Origin of the sequence: Marisediminicola sp. UYEF4 (assembly GCF_040546025.1) — a bacterium.
In the GTDB taxonomy this organism is placed as follows: domain Bacteria; phylum Actinomycetota; class Actinomycetes; order Actinomycetales; family Microbacteriaceae; genus Marisediminicola.
In genome coordinates, this window is record NZ_JBEPNA010000013.1 from 48,751 (window position 1) to 66,469 (window position 17,719).

At 67.7% G+C, this 17,719-nt stretch carries 15 protein-coding genes; 7 read left to right on the forward strand and 8 right to left on the reverse strand.

Going from position 1 to position 17,719, the window contains the following annotated elements:
• Nucleotides 1-75 precede the first annotated feature (75 nt).
• Genes ABIB15_RS11745 through ABIB15_RS11755 form a run of 3 tightly spaced genes read left to right on the forward strand, consistent with a single transcriptional unit; the run spans nt 76 to nt 3,088 of the window.
• Nucleotides 76-1,206 carry a 5-(carboxyamino)imidazole ribonucleotide synthase gene (locus tag ABIB15_RS11745; protein WP_354478662.1) on the forward strand — a complete coding sequence of 377 codons (1,131 nt, stop codon included), beginning with the start codon at nt 76-78 and terminating at the stop codon, nt 1,204-1,206.
• 44 nt (nt 1,207-1,250) lie between these two features.
• On the forward strand, nt 1,251-1,754 hold the full coding sequence (gene purE / locus ABIB15_RS11750) for a 5-(carboxyamino)imidazole ribonucleotide mutase (protein ID WP_354478665.1): 504 nt from the start codon (nt 1,251-1,253) through the stop codon (nt 1,752-1,754).
• Entirely contained in the window at nt 1,751-3,088 is a 1,338-nt protein-coding gene (locus ABIB15_RS11755) for an LCP family protein (protein ID WP_354478668.1), read from the forward strand. The genes purE and ABIB15_RS11755 overlap by 4 nt, the downstream gene beginning before the upstream one ends.
• 24 nt (nt 3,089-3,112) lie before the next feature.
• Here the strand turns inward: ABIB15_RS11755 and ABIB15_RS11760 are convergent, their stop codons facing one another.
• Genes ABIB15_RS11760 through rfbB form a run of 3 tightly spaced genes read right to left on the reverse strand, consistent with a single transcriptional unit; the run spans nt 3,113 to nt 6,095 of the window.
• Entirely contained in the window at nt 3,113-4,255 is a 1,143-nt protein-coding gene (locus tag ABIB15_RS11760; protein ID WP_354478671.1) for a glycosyltransferase family 4 protein, read from the reverse strand.
• Nucleotides 4,252-5,106 (reverse strand): dTDP-4-dehydrorhamnose reductase, encoded by an 855-nt coding sequence (gene rfbD, locus ABIB15_RS11765; RefSeq protein WP_354478673.1) that lies wholly within the window; start codon nt 5,104-5,106, stop codon nt 4,252-4,254. Before rfbD ends, ABIB15_RS11760 begins: the two co-directional genes overlap by 4 nt.
• Nucleotides 5,103-6,095, reverse strand: a complete 993-nt coding sequence (gene rfbB, locus ABIB15_RS11770) for a dTDP-glucose 4,6-dehydratase (RefSeq protein ID WP_354478675.1) — start codon at nt 6,093-6,095, stop codon at nt 5,103-5,105. The genes rfbD and rfbB overlap by 4 nt, the downstream gene beginning before the upstream one ends.
• Nucleotides 6,096-6,273: 178 nt before the next feature.
• Between rfbB and ABIB15_RS11775 the strand changes: the two genes are divergently transcribed.
• From ABIB15_RS11775 to rfbA, 3 genes are read left to right on the forward strand one after another with little or no spacing between them, the layout of a single operon-like run.
• Nucleotides 6,274-7,428, forward strand: a complete 1,155-nt coding sequence (locus ABIB15_RS11775) for a CAP domain-containing protein (protein ID WP_354478678.1) — start codon at nt 6,274-6,276, stop codon at nt 7,426-7,428.
• A 47-nt stretch (nt 7,429-7,475) separates the two neighbouring features.
• Complete coding sequence (locus tag ABIB15_RS11780) at nt 7,476-8,087, forward strand: dTDP-4-dehydrorhamnose 3,5-epimerase family protein (RefSeq protein ID WP_354478680.1); 612 nt, start codon at nt 7,476-7,478, stop codon at nt 8,085-8,087.
• Between the two features lie 2 nt (nt 8,088-8,089).
• Entirely contained in the window at nt 8,090-8,965 is an 876-nt protein-coding gene (rfbA, locus tag ABIB15_RS11785) for a glucose-1-phosphate thymidylyltransferase RfbA (RefSeq protein ID WP_354478683.1), read from the forward strand.
• Here the strand turns inward: rfbA and ABIB15_RS11790 are convergent.
• Nucleotides 8,953-10,191: a polysaccharide pyruvyl transferase family protein gene (locus ABIB15_RS11790; protein ID WP_354478685.1), complete on the reverse strand. Its 1,239-nt coding sequence runs from the start codon at nt 10,189-10,191 to the stop codon at nt 8,953-8,955. The two genes, rfbA and ABIB15_RS11790, sit on opposite strands and share 13 nt — an antisense overlap.
• 210 nt (nt 10,192-10,401) lie before the next feature.
• Here ABIB15_RS11790 and ABIB15_RS11795 point away from each other — a divergent pair, with 210 nt between their 5' ends.
• Complete coding sequence (locus tag ABIB15_RS11795) at nt 10,402-12,639, forward strand: glycosyltransferase family protein (protein ID WP_354478688.1); 2,238 nt, start codon at nt 10,402-10,404, stop codon at nt 12,637-12,639.
• Nucleotides 12,640-12,646: 7 nt separating this feature from the next.
• Here ABIB15_RS11795 and ABIB15_RS11800 read toward each other — a convergent pair whose 3' ends face one another.
• The 4 genes from ABIB15_RS11800 to glf are packed head-to-tail and all read right to left on the reverse strand — an operon-like array spanning nt 12,647 to nt 17,659.
• Entirely contained in the window at nt 12,647-13,912 is a 1,266-nt protein-coding gene (locus tag ABIB15_RS11800) for an acyltransferase family protein (protein ID WP_354478691.1), read from the reverse strand.
• On the reverse strand, nt 13,909-14,829 hold the full coding sequence (locus ABIB15_RS11805) for a glycosyltransferase family 2 protein (protein WP_354478694.1): 921 nt from the start codon (nt 14,827-14,829) through the stop codon (nt 13,909-13,911). Before ABIB15_RS11805 ends, ABIB15_RS11800 begins: the two co-directional genes overlap by 4 nt.
• Complete coding sequence (locus tag ABIB15_RS11810; RefSeq protein WP_354478696.1) at nt 14,817-16,487, reverse strand: glycosyltransferase; 1,671 nt, start codon at nt 16,485-16,487, stop codon at nt 14,817-14,819. Before ABIB15_RS11810 ends, ABIB15_RS11805 begins: the two co-directional genes overlap by 13 nt.
• A complete protein-coding gene (gene glf, locus ABIB15_RS11815) occupies nt 16,484-17,659 on the reverse strand; it encodes a UDP-galactopyranose mutase (RefSeq protein ID WP_354478699.1) in 1,176 nt (391 codons plus the stop codon). The genes ABIB15_RS11810 and glf overlap by 4 nt, the downstream gene beginning before the upstream one ends.
• Between the last annotated feature and the right edge of the window lie 60 nt (nt 17,660-17,719).

Consider the following 17,719-nt stretch of genomic DNA (forward strand, 5'->3'; position numbering starts at 1 on the left):
TCGATAGGCAAAGATGGGGACCACGCCGATTCGGCAGTCTAATCGCAGCAATCCCAATGTTCCTGAAAGAAAACAATGACTCCCATCGTTGGTGTAATCGGCGGCGGACAGCTTGCCAGAATGATGATCCCCGCGGCTCTCGGCCTCGGAATCGAGATCCGGGTCCTCGCCGAGATCGACGGTAGCCCCGCCGGCCTCGCCGCCACGACCGTCGGCGACTACCGCGATGAGGGCACGGTCCTCCGGTTCGCCGAGGGTGTCGACGTCATCACGTTCGACCACGAGCACGTGCCCCAGGCGATCCTGTCCACGCTCGTCGAGCGCGGCGTCGCGGTGCGCCCAGGACCGCACGCGCTGCTGCTCGCCCAGGACAAGATCCTGATGCGCGAGCGCCTGAGCGCGCTCGGTCTCCCCGTGCCGGACTGGGCCCGCGTCGGCACGGCCGACCACCTCGCCGCATTCCTCGACAACCACGGCGGCACCGCAGTGCTCAAGACTGCGACCGGCGGCTACGACGGCAAGGGCGTGAGGATCGTGACGGATGCGGCCGATGCGGCCGACTGGCTCGGCAGCGGCACGCCGCTGCTCGTCGAAGAGCTCGTGCATTTCCGTCGCGAGCTCGCCCAGCTCGTCGCACGGCGCCCATCGGGTGAGATTGTCGGCTGGCCCGTCGTCGAGAGCGTCCAGCGCGATGGCGTGTGCGCCGAGGTCATCGCCCCGGCACCAGCATCCGCCGGCAAAATTTCCGATGTCGCCTTCGACATCGCGACGACGGTGGCGCGTGAGCTCGACGTCACGGGTGTGCTCGCGGTGGAGCTGTTCGAGACGACCGACGACCGCCTGCTGGTGAACGAGCTCGCGATGCGCCCGCACAACACCGGGCACTGGTCGATCGACGGGTCCACCACCAGCCAGTTTGAGCAGCACCTGCGGGCGGTGCTCGACCTCCCGCTGGGAGCCACGGGATGCCGCGACGTGTGGTCGGTCATGGTCAATGTGCTCGGCGGTCCGGTGACCGGTTCGCTCACCGACCGCTTCCCGGCCGCGCTCGCCGACCAGCCGACGGTCAAGCTGCACGCGTACGGCAAGGACCCTCGGCCCGGACGTAAGATCGGGCACGCCACGGCCGGCGGAGACGACCTCGACGAGGTGGTCTGGCGCGCGCGCTCGGCGGCGGCGCTGCTCGGGAGCGAGGCGGCGGGCTAAGACACGCTCGGGCGCGGCGCCAGGGCTCGCCGGGGCAAACTACGATGGTGTGCATGCCTGAGCCCCTCGTTGCCGTGGTCATGGGGTCGGACTCCGACTGGACCGTGATGCGCGCCGCCGCCGATGTACTCGCCGAATTCGGCGTCGCCGCAGAGGTGGAGGTCGTCTCGGCGCACCGGACCCCGGAGAAGATGATGAGCTTCGGCAAGGAAGCCGCAGGTCGCGGCATCCGCGCCATCATCGCCGGCGCCGGCGGGGCGGCCCACCTCCCCGGCATGCTCGCCTCGGTGACGACCCTGCCCGTGATCGGCGTTCCCGTTCCACTGTCGACGCTCGACGGGCTCGATTCGCTGCTCTCGATCGTGCAGATGCCCGCCGGCGTTCCCGTCGCGACCGTGTCGATCGGAGGTGCGCGCAACGCCGGCCTCCTCGCGATCCGAATCCTCGCGTCGTCCGACGCCGACCTCACCGCCCAGCTCGCTCAGCACGCCCGGGACCTCGAGACCCTCGTCGCCGAGAAGAACGCCGCGCTCAAGTCCACCCTGTGAGCATTGTCAGCCCGGTGAGGCACCCCGACCTGAAGTCGCCAGGCACGATGACCAAGCGTGGCTGGTGGCTCGTCGGGCTGAACATCCTCATCCCCGGCTCGGCCCAGCTGCTCGCGGGAAGCCGCCGTCTCGGGCGCATCGGGGTCTCGATGACCTTCGTGCTGTGGGGCATCGTCGCCGTCGCGGCCATGCTGTTCTTCGCCTGGCCGACCGCCATCTACTGGGTCGCGTCGAACGTCGTTGCCCTCACCGTCGTGCAGGGGGTTTTGATCGCCTACGTCGTCCTGTGGGTCATCCTGACGCTCGACACGCTGCGCCTCTCGCGGCTGGTGCGGGCTCGACCGAAAGTCCGCCCGTTCATCGCCGGGCTCGCCGTGCTCGCCCTCGTGCTCACCGCGGGAACCGCGAGCTACGCCGCGATGGTCGCGGGGGTGACCCGCACCACCCTCACCGAGCTCTTCGCGGACGGCAGTTACAAGGAGCCCGTGGACGGGCGTTACAACATCCTGCTGCTGGGCGGCGACGCCGGCCCCGACCGCACGGGTTTGCGCCCCGACAGCATCTCCCTCGCGAGTATCGACGTCGAAACGGGCGCCACGACGATGATCGGAATCCCGCGCAACTTCGAACGGGCGACGTTCTCTGATGGCTCGCCCCTCTGGGGACCGTACCCGGACGGGTACGACTGTGGCGACGAGTGCCTGATCAACTATCTGTACACCTACGGCGTGGAGCATCCGGAGCTCTATCCCGACGCCACCGCGGGTGGGAGCACCCCCGGCATCGAGGCGACCCGCGACGCCGTGTCCGGGGTCACCGGGCTCGAGATCCAGTACTTCGTGCTCATTGACATGCAGGGATTCGCGCAGCTCGTGGACTCGCTCGGCGGCGTCGAGATCGATGTTCCCGTGCGTACCCCGATCGGGTCGATCACCAACACCGAGCCCGACTACTGGATCGAGCCGGGAGTGCAGCGCTTCAACGGCGCTGGTGCGCTCTGGTACGGCCGGTCACGCTTCGCTGCGACCGACTACGACCGGATGGAGCGCCAGCGCCAGGTGCAGGAGGCGATCCTGACCCAGTTCGAGCCCGCCAACGTGCTCGGCAAGTTCCAGGGCATCGCGGAGGCGGGGGTGCAGGTCGTCAAGACGGATATCCCGTCGGTGATGCTCCCCCGATTCGTCGACATCGCCAGTCGGGCACGGGCGACGCCGATCACCAAGCTCGAGCTGGTGCCTGGTGTCGTGGACACGCTGGACCCCGACTACGCGATGATCCACGAACTCGTGCGCGCGACACTGGCGGGCTCGCTCGTCCCGGTCGAGGACGAGTGACGCTGGCCGCGGCGCGCGGCGCGGTTACAGGTCGGCGTGCAGCTGCCACACCTGTTGCGCGGAGTCGCGCCAATTGAACGCGGCGGCCCGGTCGATGCCCGAGAAGCGCAGCCGCTCGGCGAGCGTCGCGTCGGCGAGCACGGAGGCGATCGCGGTAGAGAGGCGCCCCGGGTAGCCGTCGTCGTCGGCGAGCGGAACCGCGACACCGGCGCCCGCGGCGACCTCGACGACGGCCGGGGCGTCCGAGTGCACCACGGGGGTGCCGAGGCTGAAAGCCTCGATGAGCGGCAGGCCGAAGCCCTCGGCGAGGCTCGGAAAGGCGAAGACGGATGCCCGACCGATGGCGACCGCGAGGTCGCTGTCGGAGAGCACACCAAGGCGACGCACCCGCGACGGGTCCAGGCCGGCCTCGGCCGCGATGGCGTCGAGGTCGGGAGCGTTCCAACCCTCGGGGCCGGCGACGAGCAGCGGAATACCGGTGTCGTGCTCGCTCGCGAGCGAGCGGACGAGCGGCTCGAGCCCCTTGCGCGCGTCGATCGTGCCGGCGCTCAGAATGTAGCGGCCGGGCAGGTCCAGCTCTGTGGCGCGGTCCTCGGCGTCGACGGGGAGGGCGAGCCGCGGGCTCACCGCTCCGCCGACCACCCGGATCCGGTCGCCGAAGTTGTAGACCTCGGCGAGATCGTGTGCAACGGCGTGGGTCGGAACGACGACCGCGTCCGCGTACTTGAAGGCGCGCTTGGCCAGCGCCCTCTGCCAGGAAGCCCGGCGCGGGCTGATGAGTCTCGGATGCGTCCAGGCGATGGCGTCGTGGATCGTGACGACGGTCTGTCCGCTGGGGTCGGCCGCCTGATCCCGCCTGCCGAGGGGAGCGAGCAGGCTTGGTGAGTGGATCATCCCGCCGCCGGGGAGCTTGGTGACGCCGTGCTGCCAGGCGAGGTGGAGCTCGCGCCGCGCGAGGGCGCTCTTGAACAGGTCGGACAGGCCCGGAAGCAGCGTCTGCAGGGTGTCGTAGTCCGACTCGGGGGAGGCCGACACGACGCCGCTGACCTCGCATCCGGCCGGGGCGGTACGGATGAGCTCGCGCGTGAGTTCCTCGGCATAGCGCCCGGCACCACCCGACCCGGGGGCGATGATGTCGTCCACGATCACCCGAAGCGTTGTCGTCACTGCGTCTTCACAACTCCCTGGCTCATGGCATCCCCCAGCGTTTCCCGCCAGTCGCGCATCGGGGCGAGGCCGGCGGAGCGCCAGGCTTCGTGCCCGAGAACAGAATAGGCGGGGCGGGGAGCCGGACGCTGAAAGGACGAGCTGTCCGTCGGCTGTACCCTCTCGGGGTCCAGTCCCGCGTTCGCGAATACCGTGCGGGCGAAATCGAACCAGCTCCCCTGCCCTGAGCTCGTGCCGTGGTAGATGCCGAACGGGGCACCAGCATCCACGAGCTCGACGATCTTATGAGCGAGCTCGAGGGTCCAGGTGGGTTGGCCGATCTGGTCGTCGACGACCGACAGCTCGTCGCGCTGCGCCGCGAGCTTCAGCATCGTCGCGGCGAAGTTGGGGCCACCAGCGCCGTACAGCCACGCGGTGCGAACGATGTAGCTGCGGTCGGGGTTCTGCCGAGCGACGAGCCGCTCGCCCTCCGCCTTGGTGCGCCCATAGGCGGACACCGGACGAAGCGGGGTGTCCTCCGCGTAGGGGGTCGTTTCGGTGCCGTCGAAGACGTAGTCGGTCGACACCTGCACGAGGATCGCGCCCGCCTCCGCGGTCGCCGTCGCCAGGTATCCGGCGGCGGTCGCGTTCACCGCGAACGCCGACTCCTCGTCGGACTCGGCATCATCCACTTTCGTGTACGCCGCCGCATTGACCACGACGTCGTGGCCGGCGACCGCGGCGCGGACGGCGTCGAGATCGGTCACGTCGAGGTCGGAGCGCGACAGGGCGGTCACCTCCCGGCCGGCGAGGGCGGTGAGGAGGTCCTGGCCGAGCATCCCGCCGGCGCCGGTGACGAGGAAGCGGGTCACAGTGCGCTCAGGGCGGCGCGCTCCTTGAGAGGCTCCCACCACTGCCGATTGTCACGGTACCACTGGACGACGTCGTTCAGACCCTGCTCGAACGGGACGAGCGGCTCGTAGCCGAGTTCGGTACGGATCTTGCCGATGTCGACCGAATAACGCAGGTCGTGGCCGAGGCGGTCCTGCACGCGGTCGACGTACGACCAGTCGGTGCCGGTCGCGTCGAGAAGCAGCTGGGTGAGCTCCTTGTTGGTGAGCTCGGTGCCGCCACCGATGTTGTAGATCTCGCCGGCCCGGCCGCGCGTCAGTACCATCGCGATGCCGCGGGTGTGGTCGTCGACGTGGAGCCAGTCCCGGATGTTGTTGCCCTCGCCGTAGAGCGGAACGTGCTTGTCGTCGATCAGGTTGGTCACGAACAGCGGGATGACCTTTTCGGGGAAGTGGTACGGGCCGTAGTTGTTCGAGCAGCGCGTGATCGAGACGTTGAGTCCGTGTGTGCGGTAGTAGCTGCGGGCGAGCAGGTCGCTCCCGGCCTTCGACGCCGAGTAGGGGGAGTTGGGTTCGAGCGGGCGCTGTTCATCCCACGATCCCTCGGCTATCGAACCGTAGACCTCGTCTGTCGAGACGTGCACGAAGCGCCTCACCTCATGGCGCAGCGCCGCGTCGAGCAGCTGCTGCGTGCCGAGCACGTTCGTCTCGACGAAGACCGACGCGTCACGCACCGAGCGGTCGACGTGCGACTCGGCGGCGAAGTGCACGATCGCGTCGATGCTGGGGAAGAGCGTGTCGAGCAGGGCGGCATCGCGGATGTCGCCGTGCACGAAGGTGTAGCGCGGTGAATCGGCGACCGGGACGAGGTTCTCCAGGTTGCCGGAATAGGTGAGGGAGTCGAGGACCACGACCTCGGCGCCCTCGAGCCCCGGGTACGCGTCCTGCAGGGTGCGCCGAACGAAGTTCGAGCCGATGAAGCCAGCGCCGCCAGTAACAAGGATTCTCATGAAGTGCGTTCTTTCCGGCTCGCGAACAGTGGCGCTGACGATTCTACCCAGTGACCGGACACCGTGACCGGATTGTGTGCCCGGGGCCCCGCGACCGGTGACCAGCATTGCCCGGCGCTGGCGATTGCGCGCTTGCTAGGGTGACCGAAGGGAAACCACAGATTCGGGGGAATCGACCATGCAATCCCTTCTTGCAATCGGCGCTCGGGTGTCCGCACTACTGCTCCTCTCTGTGCTGCTGGTGTCGGCGGGGGCCACCAGCGCGTCAGCCGACATCAACCACGACCAGATCGTGGCCGCGACGAACGCGGAGCGCGCCAAGGTGGGGCAGCCGGCGCTTGCCCGCAACTCCCGCCTCGACGCTGCTGCGCAGGAGTGGGCTCAGACCATGAGCTCCAGCGGGAACTTCGTCCACAGCACGACGACCTGGCGGTCCACCCGGGTCGATGCGGGGTGGACCGGCATGGGCGAGAACATCGCCGCCGGGTACCCCGCGGCAGGCGCGGTAATGATCGGCTGGATGAACTCGCCCGGCCACAGGGACAACATTCTTCGATCGAGCTACACCCACATGGGCGTCGGCTTCGTCGCCCGGGGCAACTACTGGGTGCAGCTGTTCGCGACTTACCCGCGCGCGGACGCCGGCCCGTGGCCCATCATGCGCCCGGCCCACCTGTCGACGATCTACGAGCTGGTCTCGGCCGACGGCGCGGTGACTCCGACCGCGCTCTCGTTCGAGCGGTGGACCACCGTGTACAACTCCCGCACGCCGCTCGTCGCGCCGACACGGTTCGTCAAGTACGCGTGGTCGCCCTCGGTGTACGCGGTCACCCAGTGGCCGGGAGGCGAAAGCAGCTGGCAGTGGGAGCACCTCGCCTTCGACCAGTGGAGGCACGCGGGATTCCCCAACGCGGTGATCACCGGATGGATCGCCGGGAGCAGCATCTACAAGTGGGACACCGGTTCGGAGCTGTTCCTGAGCGGGGCGGACCGCACCGTCCGCAAGCTCACCCCCGCCGAGTGGGCCGCCACCGGCACCCGGCCGTTCGAGAACCGATCGGGTCAGGGCTACCTCAAGCTCTCCTGGAATCCCACCATCGTCTACTCTCCCGATACCTCGTCACTCCAGAGCCAGTCCGTCGACTACGCCTCGTGGAAGGCGGCAGCGTTCCCCACCCCGCAGCAGAGGTCCCGGTTCCCCGGTGACGCGTTCTACAAGTTCGCGGGTTCACCGGACATCTTCTACACCGGGCCGACCCTCGACCGAGCCATTACCTTCCAGGAGTGGTCGGGTGCCGGATGGCCGGTGCCCGAGCTTCGTCCGGCCGGGTGACCGGCGGCCTCGACATTGCGGAACGGCTCCCGGGCTAGACTTCCGACGTGCTAATCCGCGAGCTTTCCATACCGGACTCCTACGAGATCACGCCCCGTCAGTTCCGTGACGACCGGGGCGTCTTCCTCGAGTGGTACCGGTTCGACAAACTCTCCGAGGTGGTGGGGCACCCGCTCGACCTGCGACAGGCGAACACGTCGGTGTCGCGCCGGGGGGCGTTGCGCGGCATCCATTTCGCGGATGTCCCCGCCGGGCAGGCGAAATACGTGACCGCGTCGCAGGGCGCCGTGCTCGACTTTGTGATCGACATCAGGGTCGGGTCGCCGACATTCGGTGAATGGGACAGCGTGCTGCTCGACAGCGTCGACCGGCGGGCCGTCTACCTGGCCGAGGGGCTCGGGCACGCCTTCGTCGCGCTCACGGAGGATGCGACGGTCAGCTACCTCGTCTCCGACGTGTTCAACGCCCCGCGCGAGCATGGCATCAACCCGCTCGACCCGGCCATCGGGCTCGTCTTTCCGCCGGAGGCGGGCGAGCTTCTGCTCTCCACGAAGGATACCGACGCGCCCGGCCTGATCGAGGCGGCCGAGGCCGGGCTCCTTCCCACCTGGGACGTCGTCCGCGCCCATTACGCCTTCCTCTCCGAAAAGAGCAACTGACCATGCGCGGAATCATCCTCGCCGGCGGATCCGGCACACGCCTCTGGCCCATCACCAAGGGCATCTCGAAGCAGCTCATGCCGATCTACGACAAGCCGATGATCTACTACCCCCTCTCGACGCTCATGATGGCTGGCATCCGCGAGATCCTCATCATCACGACGCCGGAATACAACTCGCAGTTCCGGGCCCTCTTCGGCGACGGCTCGGCCCTCGGGCTCGACATCCAGTATGCGGAGCAGCCGTCGCCCGACGGGCTCGCCCAGGCCTTCATCATCGGCGAAGATTTCATCGGCGACGATTCGGTCGCGCTCGTGCTCGGCGACAACATCTTCCACGGCGCCGGCCTCGGCACGGCGCTCCGGCGCCACCACCAGATCGACGGCGGCCTGATCTTCGCGTACCGGGTCGCGGACCCGCGGTCGTACGGCGTCGTCGAATTCGACGACGACCTCAAGGCGGTCTCCATCGAGGAGAAGCCCACGAGGCCGAAGAGCAACTACGCGGTGCCGGGGCTCTACTTCTACGACAACTCCGTCATCGAGGTCGCCAAGAGCATCGAACCTAGCGCACGAGGTGAACTCGAGATCTCGACCATCAACGAACGGTACCTGGAGCGCGGCACCCTGCAGGTGCAGGTGCTCGACCGCGGCACGGCCTGGCTCGATACCGGCACCTTCGAGTCGATGATGCAGGCATCCGAGTACGTGCGCGTCATCGAGGACCGTCAGGGGTTCAAGATCGGCTGCATCGAGGAGATTGCGTGGCGGGCGGGCTGGATCGACGATGCCCGCCTGTCGGAGCTGGCCACGGAACTGAACAAGAGCGGCTACGGCACGTATCTCGCCTCCCTTCTCGCGCGGGCCTACCCGGCCTGAGACGCCACCGGGTATAGCCGGGCGGCGACCGCCAACTTCGCCTCGCCGCACTCGATCGCGTGCGCCGCGAACCGGCGGTTGCCCGTGGCGTGCAACCCGGACTCGTCGATCGCCTCGGTGCTGCCGGCATTGGACCATCCGGTGCCCAGCTCGACCAGCGAACCGTGCTTGATGTCGTAATAGCCGGGCTTGCCGGTGATGAACGCGCCCTTCGCGCCGCCGGCCGCGGCGAGCAGGTGGATGTGAAAGCGGGTGGTGAGCCACTGCTGCCCGGGGCGGACCGGAAGGCCGATGTTCCAGAGGTAGGAGAACGGGTAGAAGCGGCTCTGGGGGAACCGCCCGCGTACCAGTTCGTAGAAGCGCGAGTCGTCCGGCGGGATCGCCTCGACGAAACCGATCGGGTTCCCGCGGTCGCCGCCCACCCCGGCGACGAAACGCTCGACGGCATCGAGCAGACCGTCCACGTGGCCATCAGGAATCAGGTCGCCCTGGATCAGGATCATGATCTCCGGGCTTGATGCGTCGCCGTCGAATACATCGCCCTGCGTGATGCCGAGAAAAGCGTCGTCGACGCCCAGCGGGATTCCGAGCAGCTGGGCACCGGCGGAATCCCGTGATTCCACCAGGTCGAACTCGGGCAACACGCGGCGCAACACCTCGGCGGAGTCATCGTTCTGGGGCAGGAGTCCCATGCCGGTCGCGTAGATGGGGATGCCGAATGCCCGCTTGATGGCGACGAGGGCGTGGATGAGTCCCACATTGTTCTGCCAGAGGCGGTTGATGTAGCCCCCACCGAGCAGGTGCACCGAGCGCATCGTGCGGATCGCCTCCAAGCCGGGATCGAGGCGCGGTGTCCCGAGCTCGCGAATGAGCCGTTCGGCGGTGCGGCCGACCTCGAGCGGATCGCCATCGCCGATCAGACCAGTCAGCTGCCATAGGGTGTTCGTCGTCCGCAGGCGCGGGTGAGCGTCCGCGAACAGGAATGCGGCACGGCCTGGCTCGAGGCAGTCGAGCCACACGTCGACATCCGGATGCTCCGCCGCGAGATACCGCAGCCATGCGCGGGTGATGAATTCGTCGCCGTAGTTCGGCAGTCCCGCTGCGCTCACGAGGTAGAAGGCCCGCCCGGTCGATGGCACCAGTCGAGCCTGCAACTTCTGCAGCCCTCTCGCGCCGCGCCCGAATGTGGCGCCGATGATGCGTTGTGCTTGGTGACGCAATGCCATGCTGCCTGTGCTTCTCTGAACTGTGCCGGAGTGGATCGGACCGCGTGCTCGGGCGGCTCGAGAGCACAAGGCATCGAGCCAGCTCCCGGCGTGACCTGCCCCTGAGAATAGGGCATTGCGCGGCTCCCGACCAAGTGCGGCCGCGCCGGGAGTGAGCCCGCAGCTCACCTGGCGCGGATGGTGCCCCGATACTCTAGGGGTGTGCCTTTCATGACCCCGACAGACGAGACTCGCCACTTCGAGGCTCCAGCATCCACCGGGGGACCGGACTGGCGCTCATCCGGCGTGCTGTGGGGAGTGGCCACCCCGGTCGTCGCCGCTCTCGTCGCCCTCATTCCCCTCCTGTTCAACGCCCGCTTCTACTTCTACGACGACACCCAGATCGGCGCCTACCCGATCTGGTTCGAGATCGGCAGCCAGGTCAGGGACGGCGTGTGGCCGGTCTTCAGCGCGCAGGGCTGGCAGGCGGGCAACTATGCGGCAGAGGGACAGTGGGGGATCTTCAGCGTTCTGACGATCGCGATCGGCGTGGCCGCGTCGTACGCGACCGATGCCGTTCTGTTCTCGTCCGCCATCAAGATCGTCTTCCTGTGCACGGCAAGCATCGGGATCTTCCTCCTCGCCCGGTCCTACGGTGTCTCTGCCCCCCTCGCCCTTGCCGCTGGCGTCACGAGCGTGATGGCCGGGTTCACGGTGTACCTGGACTCCGCATCGTGGGTGACCGGCCTCATGGTGTGGGCCTTCCTCCCGCTGGTCTGGTGGGCGCTCAGGCGGATGGTGAGGGACGACAGGTCGCCGATCCCCGCCATCCTTCTCGGGTATCTGCTCATCTCGGTGGGATACGTGCACGGCACGATCATGCTCGTCCTGCTGTTCGTCGCGGTAATCGTCGAGGTGGCGATCGCGCGGGACTGGCGCCAGCTTCGCCGCGTCTTCTTGGCCGGCGTCATCCTCGGCCTCGTGGCGCTCGCCGTCTACCTTCCCGGCGTTCTCACCCTGCAGTCGACGTCCCGCAAGACGATCATCGACAACACGAACTTCCTCACTGTCGACCTCAGCGGATTCGCGGGCTCCACTCTCGCCACCGCCTCGCCGCAGGTGGCGTCGTGGTGGTGGGGCCCATTCGCGCCCGTCCCGCTCACCTACATCGCGTGGTTCCTCCCCCTGCTCGCGCTCGTCGACTTCGGGCGACTCCGAACCCTGCTGGCCGCCGGAGCGGCGGTGCCGGTCTACCTGCTGCTGTCGACGGCGCTCGTGCTCGCGCCGAGCGATCTCGGCCCATTGCGCACACCCGTGCGGCTCATGCCCTACGTGAGCCTTAGCGTCATCCTCCTCTTCTTCATCGCGTTCTCCCTTGCGAGACTCGCGAGGTCAGGTCGAGCGCGGTGGGTGGCGGTCGGCGCCCTCTTCGTGGGAAGCGCCTACGTGGGATGGACGGGCAACCCCGACACCTGGAAGGCGTCCGCCCTCGTCAGCGCGGTCATGGCACTGGGCTTCGCGGCCATCGCTATCGTGTTCAGAAAGCGCGGAAGCGACGCGACGGCGACGGTACTGGCGGCCGGCATCGTGGTGCTCGTGAGCGCGGCCATCGCCGTTCCCCAACACCGGTTCTTCCCGAGTCCCCCGGTGCAGGACTTCCTGATGTCGGCGTCGGTCGGCGACTATACGGACCAGCTGGCCGGTGCGGTGGGCCAGACCATCGTGGTCGGCACACCGTCGGCGCTCGGCGACGAGGGGGTGGATGAGGCCCTCGTTGGCAACTCCTGGTACCTCAACGAGAATCCGGTGCATAACCTCTACAGCCCCACCCAGAACGCGGCCTACGCGACCGACCTGTGCATGGCCTCCCGAGGTGAGACCTGCGACGAGCTGGCGTCGAAGCTGTTCGAGATCGATCCGACCACGTCACTGCCGATTGCCGACCTCCTGCGGGTCGACTCGGTACAGATCGTGCGCACGCCGGAGGATGCCGGCGTGTCCCGCCTGCTCGACGAGGAGGTGCCGGAGGGCTGGACCCTCGCCGACATCGGCGAGGACTCGGTGTTGTGGACACGCGACGAGCCGCTCGGCGACGTCGGCGCGCCGGTGTGGGAGTCGGAAGGCACGAGTGTCGAACTGGTGTCGAACGAGAACCGCGAGGTGGTCTTCACGGTGACCGCCGTCCCGGAGGACGGGGGAGAGGTCGTGCTCAGCAGGATCGACTGGCCGGGCTACAAGGTGAGCGGTGCCGAGCTCACGGACTCGCTGCGCGACTATCTGCTGACGGTGAGCCTCGACGATGCGAGCGTCGGCGACACGGTGACGATCCGGTTCGACCCGCCCGGCTGGACTCTGGAGATCGGATCGATCCTGCTCGCGGCGCTTCTCACGGTCACGTGGGGAGGGCTGCACTGGTGGCGGCGGCGTGGCTCGGGGGATGAGCGGCGGCTGAGCGTCGCCGCTCTCTAGCAAGCGTTCAGCTCGCGGCCTTGTCCGCACCGGGCGGCGTCGCCGCCACCGGGACGTCGGTGCCCGCCGGAGAGTCGTGGTGAAGCGGCGGATCATCGACGGCGCGTTCCGGGATGTTCTGCACTGACATCGACCGGAGTTTGCGCCGGGAGGGCTCCTCGACGAACCGCCAGAGCAGGTACCCGCCCGCGACAACCACGAACGGCAACAGGATGAATCCGATCTTCGACCCCACGGACCCCTGTCCGAGCGCGTTCGGCCAATGGTTCTGTGCGAACCAGAAGATCTCGATGAGCGGCATGTGCACGAGGTAGACGCTGTAGGAAGCCATGCCCCCGGTGACCATGATGCGAGTCCCGAGGAGTCTCGCGACGTGGCGATCGGCGATGCCGAGAGCGCCGACCGTGACCACGAGAATCGGGATGAGCACGCCGATGTAGCGGGTGCGTCCGGTGAGGTCGAGCACGAAACAGCCGACGATGACGCCGACAATGGCGACGAGCGCGATATGGCTCGCGAGACCACGGCTCCTCGCGGTGTCGGGAAAACGATCGACCACGTAGAACGCGAGCGCCCCCGCAATAAACGCGCACAGGATCCGCAGCGCCCACATCCACGGCGCGTAGAGGCCGAGAACGTAGGAGAAGAACACGACGGGGAAGAGGGCGAGCAGCCCGGCGATGACGAGACTGCGGGTGGAGAAAACCCGGTTGAACCGGAAGACGGCGAGAATGATGACAGGGAAGAGCAGGTAGGCGAGCGCCTCGGCGGACACGGACCAGGCGGGGCCGTTCCAGGCCAGGCGGTCGGAGTCCGACTCGGTCCACTGCACGACGAGGAGCGCCTGCCTGATGAAGCTCGTCACTCCGTAGTCGCGCACGGCGACGGGGTCGGACACGTCACGCGCGAGCAGCACGCCGCGCCAGATGGTGACGAAGATGAGCATGAACATGTAGGCGGGCCAGACCCGGGCGATGCGCGCCCACCAGAACCGCACCGTCGCCCTCCGGTCGAGCCGGAGACCCATCCGGCTGCCGTAGTTGAGCGCGAGCACGTAGCCGCTGAGTGCGAAGAACAAGTCGACGCCGAGCTCGCCGTGGTTGATAACCGGGCCGATGACTCGCGTGAGCTCGGGGAACTCGGCGGCAAGGTTGCCGCGCAGGTGGAACAGCACGACCCAGAGCGCAGCGATTATCCTGACGCCTGTGAGGGCGTGGACCTGGCGCACCTTCCGTGGCGCGGCCACCGCGTTGGGCGCCCCGCCTCCGCTCACGCCCGGCTCCCCGCCCCGACCGCCACGCCGGCCGGGTAGCGCACCTTCGGATTGAAGCGGAACCCCTCGACGAGCTTCTTGGTCATCGTCCAGCGCAGCGACCGCCGCACGCGCCCGCGGCGCATCATGATGAGCACTCGCGCAGCGAACAGCGCGAACGCGGCGAGCCCCTCGTGATGGCGCCGGTAGGACGCCTCGTTCCGCACGCCGTACGCGAATTTCCACGCGTTGCCGGCATCGATGCCGGCGAAGTTGACACCCTGGTTGACGCCCATGTCGTGCACGACGAGGCTGTCCAGCACCTGCACGCCCGGGCAGGTCCGCGTGAGCCGCAGGGTGTACTCGTGGTCGTCGAACCAGATGAAGTACTCCGAGTACGGCAGCCCGTGCTTCTCGAGCGCCCAGCGCGGGATGAGCACCGACACGAAGGAGCACGACTTGACCATGACGCTGTTCTGCCCCTTGACGAGCAGTCGGCCCCAGTCCCAGGTCGGCGCCGGGTTGTTCATCTCGCAGATGTTCCCGTCGATGAACTTCACGACGGAGCAGGAAAAGGGCACATCCGGTCCGAGTTCGGCCACGGCATCCGCGAACCCGCTCTGGAGGAGAGCGAGCGTGGTGGGTGCCGCATAGCAGTCGTCGTCCATGATCCACACGAAGTCGGCGCCGAGATCGTGGCCGCGCTCCATCCCGGTCGAGAAGCCTCCGGCGCCGCCGGTGTTCGTCGCCAGGCCCACCACATCGAGAGTCAGCGTCGACTCGCGGGTGCGGAGGTACTCGCCTGTGCCATCGGTCGACGCGTTGTCCACCACGACGATCCAGGTTGGCGGCGTCGTCTGCGCCTCGATCGCGGCAAGCACGGTCTTGAGCTTCTCGAGCCGGTTGAAGGTCACAACGACCGCAGCTACTTTGTCCATGATTTGAGGACCCCCTGTGCCCATTCGCTCGCCTGAGGCAAGTCGGAGAATTGTCGTGCCCTGGTCATCTGTTCTGTCCAGGCATCGCGCCGCCGATCGTCGTCCACGGCGAATCGGATGATGGTGGCCGCCGCCTGCTCGATGAACGGGCCCGGTGCGCGCGGCACGAGGCTCTCGCCGCCGATCAGGGTGTTCTGCGAGCCGACGTCGGTGGAGAGAACCGGGATTCCGCGGGCAATCGCTTCGAGCGTGGTGAGGGTGAGCCCCTCGTTCTGGGAGCTCACCACGAGCACGTCGGAGTCGTCCAGCGTGCTGTCGACGTCGCTGTCGTGCGCCCGCAGCTCGACGACCGAGCCGAGGTCGAAGCGGTCGATCAGCCTCGTGACGACCGAATCCAACTCGCCGCCGCCCTGCATGATCGCCCTGATCGGCACAGGGCTCGACGCCGCAAGCTCCTTGACGAGGCGGAGGAAGAGATAGGGCCGCTTCTGCCGCACGAACCGGCCGATGAATGAGATCGTGAACGCGTCGGCGGATGCGCGGGGCGCGTAGGCCCCGCCGGACTGGTCGCTCGTGAGCTCGACGAGCGGCGCGAGCACGATCTTGGATTCATCGACCCGCTGCACGTCGTGGAGCCAGGTCGCGAGCTGCGGGGAGATGACGTGGTGGGTGTCGATGTAGTTGTCGAAGTGGGCGCCGATCGCGGGGTAGCCGCCGCCGGCGTACTCGATGATGTGGAGCGAGTCGACGACGGCGACGTCGGGGCGACAGTGCTTGATCCACGGGAGGCGGTCGTAGAGCCACTGGCAATGGTGCAGGTAGACACCGCGGACGTCGACGTTCTCCAGGATCGCCCGCAGGAGGTTCTGCGAGCCGTCGCCGTCACCGGTCGGGTGGGTCAGCGGCAGCACGATGGCGCCGTCGAGTTCCGGCCGGGTGACCCAGTCGTGCTGTGACTCACGATCGGTGATGACGATGGGCAGCAACCCCGCCTGGGCGGCGATTGTGACGGTCTGGATGGCCCAGCGCTCGGCGCCGCCGATCTCGAGCCAGTGCAAGCCGAAGATGGCCGCACCACGGGCATCCTCCGCCGCCGGCCCGGCCGGCACGATCGGCTCGTCCCCGGGCACGCGGTCGACCCTGGCGATGACGTGGCTTTGCAGGCTCCGTTCGCGCCGGCTCAACACGAGCTGGCGGAGCGAGTCGTAGTAGTTGGGGAACGACTGCTCGAGGTCGCGGCGAAGCCGCCAGTAGGGCGAAATGTGCCGGTCGATCTCGAGCGAGCCGCCCGTGTCGCCCGCGAGTTGGATGTGGCGCACGCCGGACTCGATGAACGGCGACCCGGTCGACCCGTCGAGGGGGGGCAGCGAGCGCTCGCCGTCGGCGATGCTGCGGATCTCGAGCGATCCGACCAGTACAGCGCTTTCGTCGAGGTCACCGGTCCTCGTGCCGAGGTCGGTGAAGTGCGGCGGCGCGGAGGGGCTCGCGACGTACACCTCGAGGGCGAGTGGCGCGCCCTGGTTCTCCAGCGCGTGGAAGTTGGCGGCGCCGAGCAGGAGAAGGCGGTTGCGTTCGCTCAGCTCCATCAGCCAGTCGGGGAGGTGGCCGTCGCCGGCCAGCTCGAAGAAGACCGGCCGTCCGAGAATCTGTCCGATCACGGGTTCCCTGCAGCAGTGGCGGTCAGGCGCGGCTTCAGCTTGTTCTCATACATCGTCAGGGCCGCCCCGATTGCCATGTGCATGTCGAGGTACTGGTAGGTGCCGAGCCGGCCGCCGAAGAACACGTCGGTCTCGGCACCCTGGAGGGCGCGGTAGGCGAGCAGCATCTCCCGGTCGGCGGCGGTGTTGACGGGGTAGTACGGCTCGTCGTCCTTCGTCGCGAAGCGGGAGAACTCCCGCATGATGACCGTCTTGTCGCTCGGGTAGTCGCGCTCGGGGTGGAAGTGCCGGAATTCGTGGATGCGGGTGAAGTCGGCGCTCTCGTCGGCGTAGTTCATGACCGACGTGCCTTGGAAGTCGCCGACGGGGAGAACCTCCTGCTCGAAGTCGAGGGTGCGCCAGCCGAGCTCGCCCTGGACGAAGTCGAAGTAGCGGTCGAGCGGCCCGGTGTAGACGATCGGCACGGTGCCCAGCAGGGCCGCCTTGTTGATCTCCTGGCTCTCGTCGAAGAAGTCGACCCCGAGCCGAACTTCGATGTTCGGGTGGTCGGCCATCTTCTCGAGCCAGGCGGTGTAGCCGTCCTTCGGAAGCCCCTCGTGGGTGTCGCTGAAGTATCGGTTGTCGTAGGTGTAGCGCACGGGAAGGCGGCTGATGACCGAGGCCGGGAGCTCGGTCGGCGAAGTCTGCCACTGCTTGGCTGTGTAGTCACGGATGAACGCCTCGTAGAGCGGCCGTCCGATGAGGGCGATAGCCCGCTCCTCCAGGTTCGTCGCATCGTCGACGCCGAATTCGCTCGCCAACTCGGCGATGCGCGCCCGCGCTTCCTGCGGCGACATGGCCGACCGGAAGAACTGGTTGATCGTACCGAGGTTGATGGGGAGCGGGTAGACCTCGCCGTTGTGGTTCGTGTAGACGCGGTGCTCGTAGGAGGTGAACTCGGTGAAGCGGTTCGCGTACTCCCAGACCTTCTCGTTGGAGGTGTGGAAGAGGTGGGCGCCGTACTTGTGGATCTCGATGCCCGTCGTCGGCTCGACCTCGCTGTAGGCGTTGCCGCCGATGTGCGATCGACGGTCGATGACGATGACCCGCAGACCGAGTTCGTTGACGATCCGCTCCGCCACCGTCAGTCCAAAGAAGCCGGATCCAACGATCACAACATCGGCGTTTACCATTCACTACCCTCTGCTTCGGTGCGGACGCCTCGCTATTCCGCAACCGTTAGAGTACCGGAA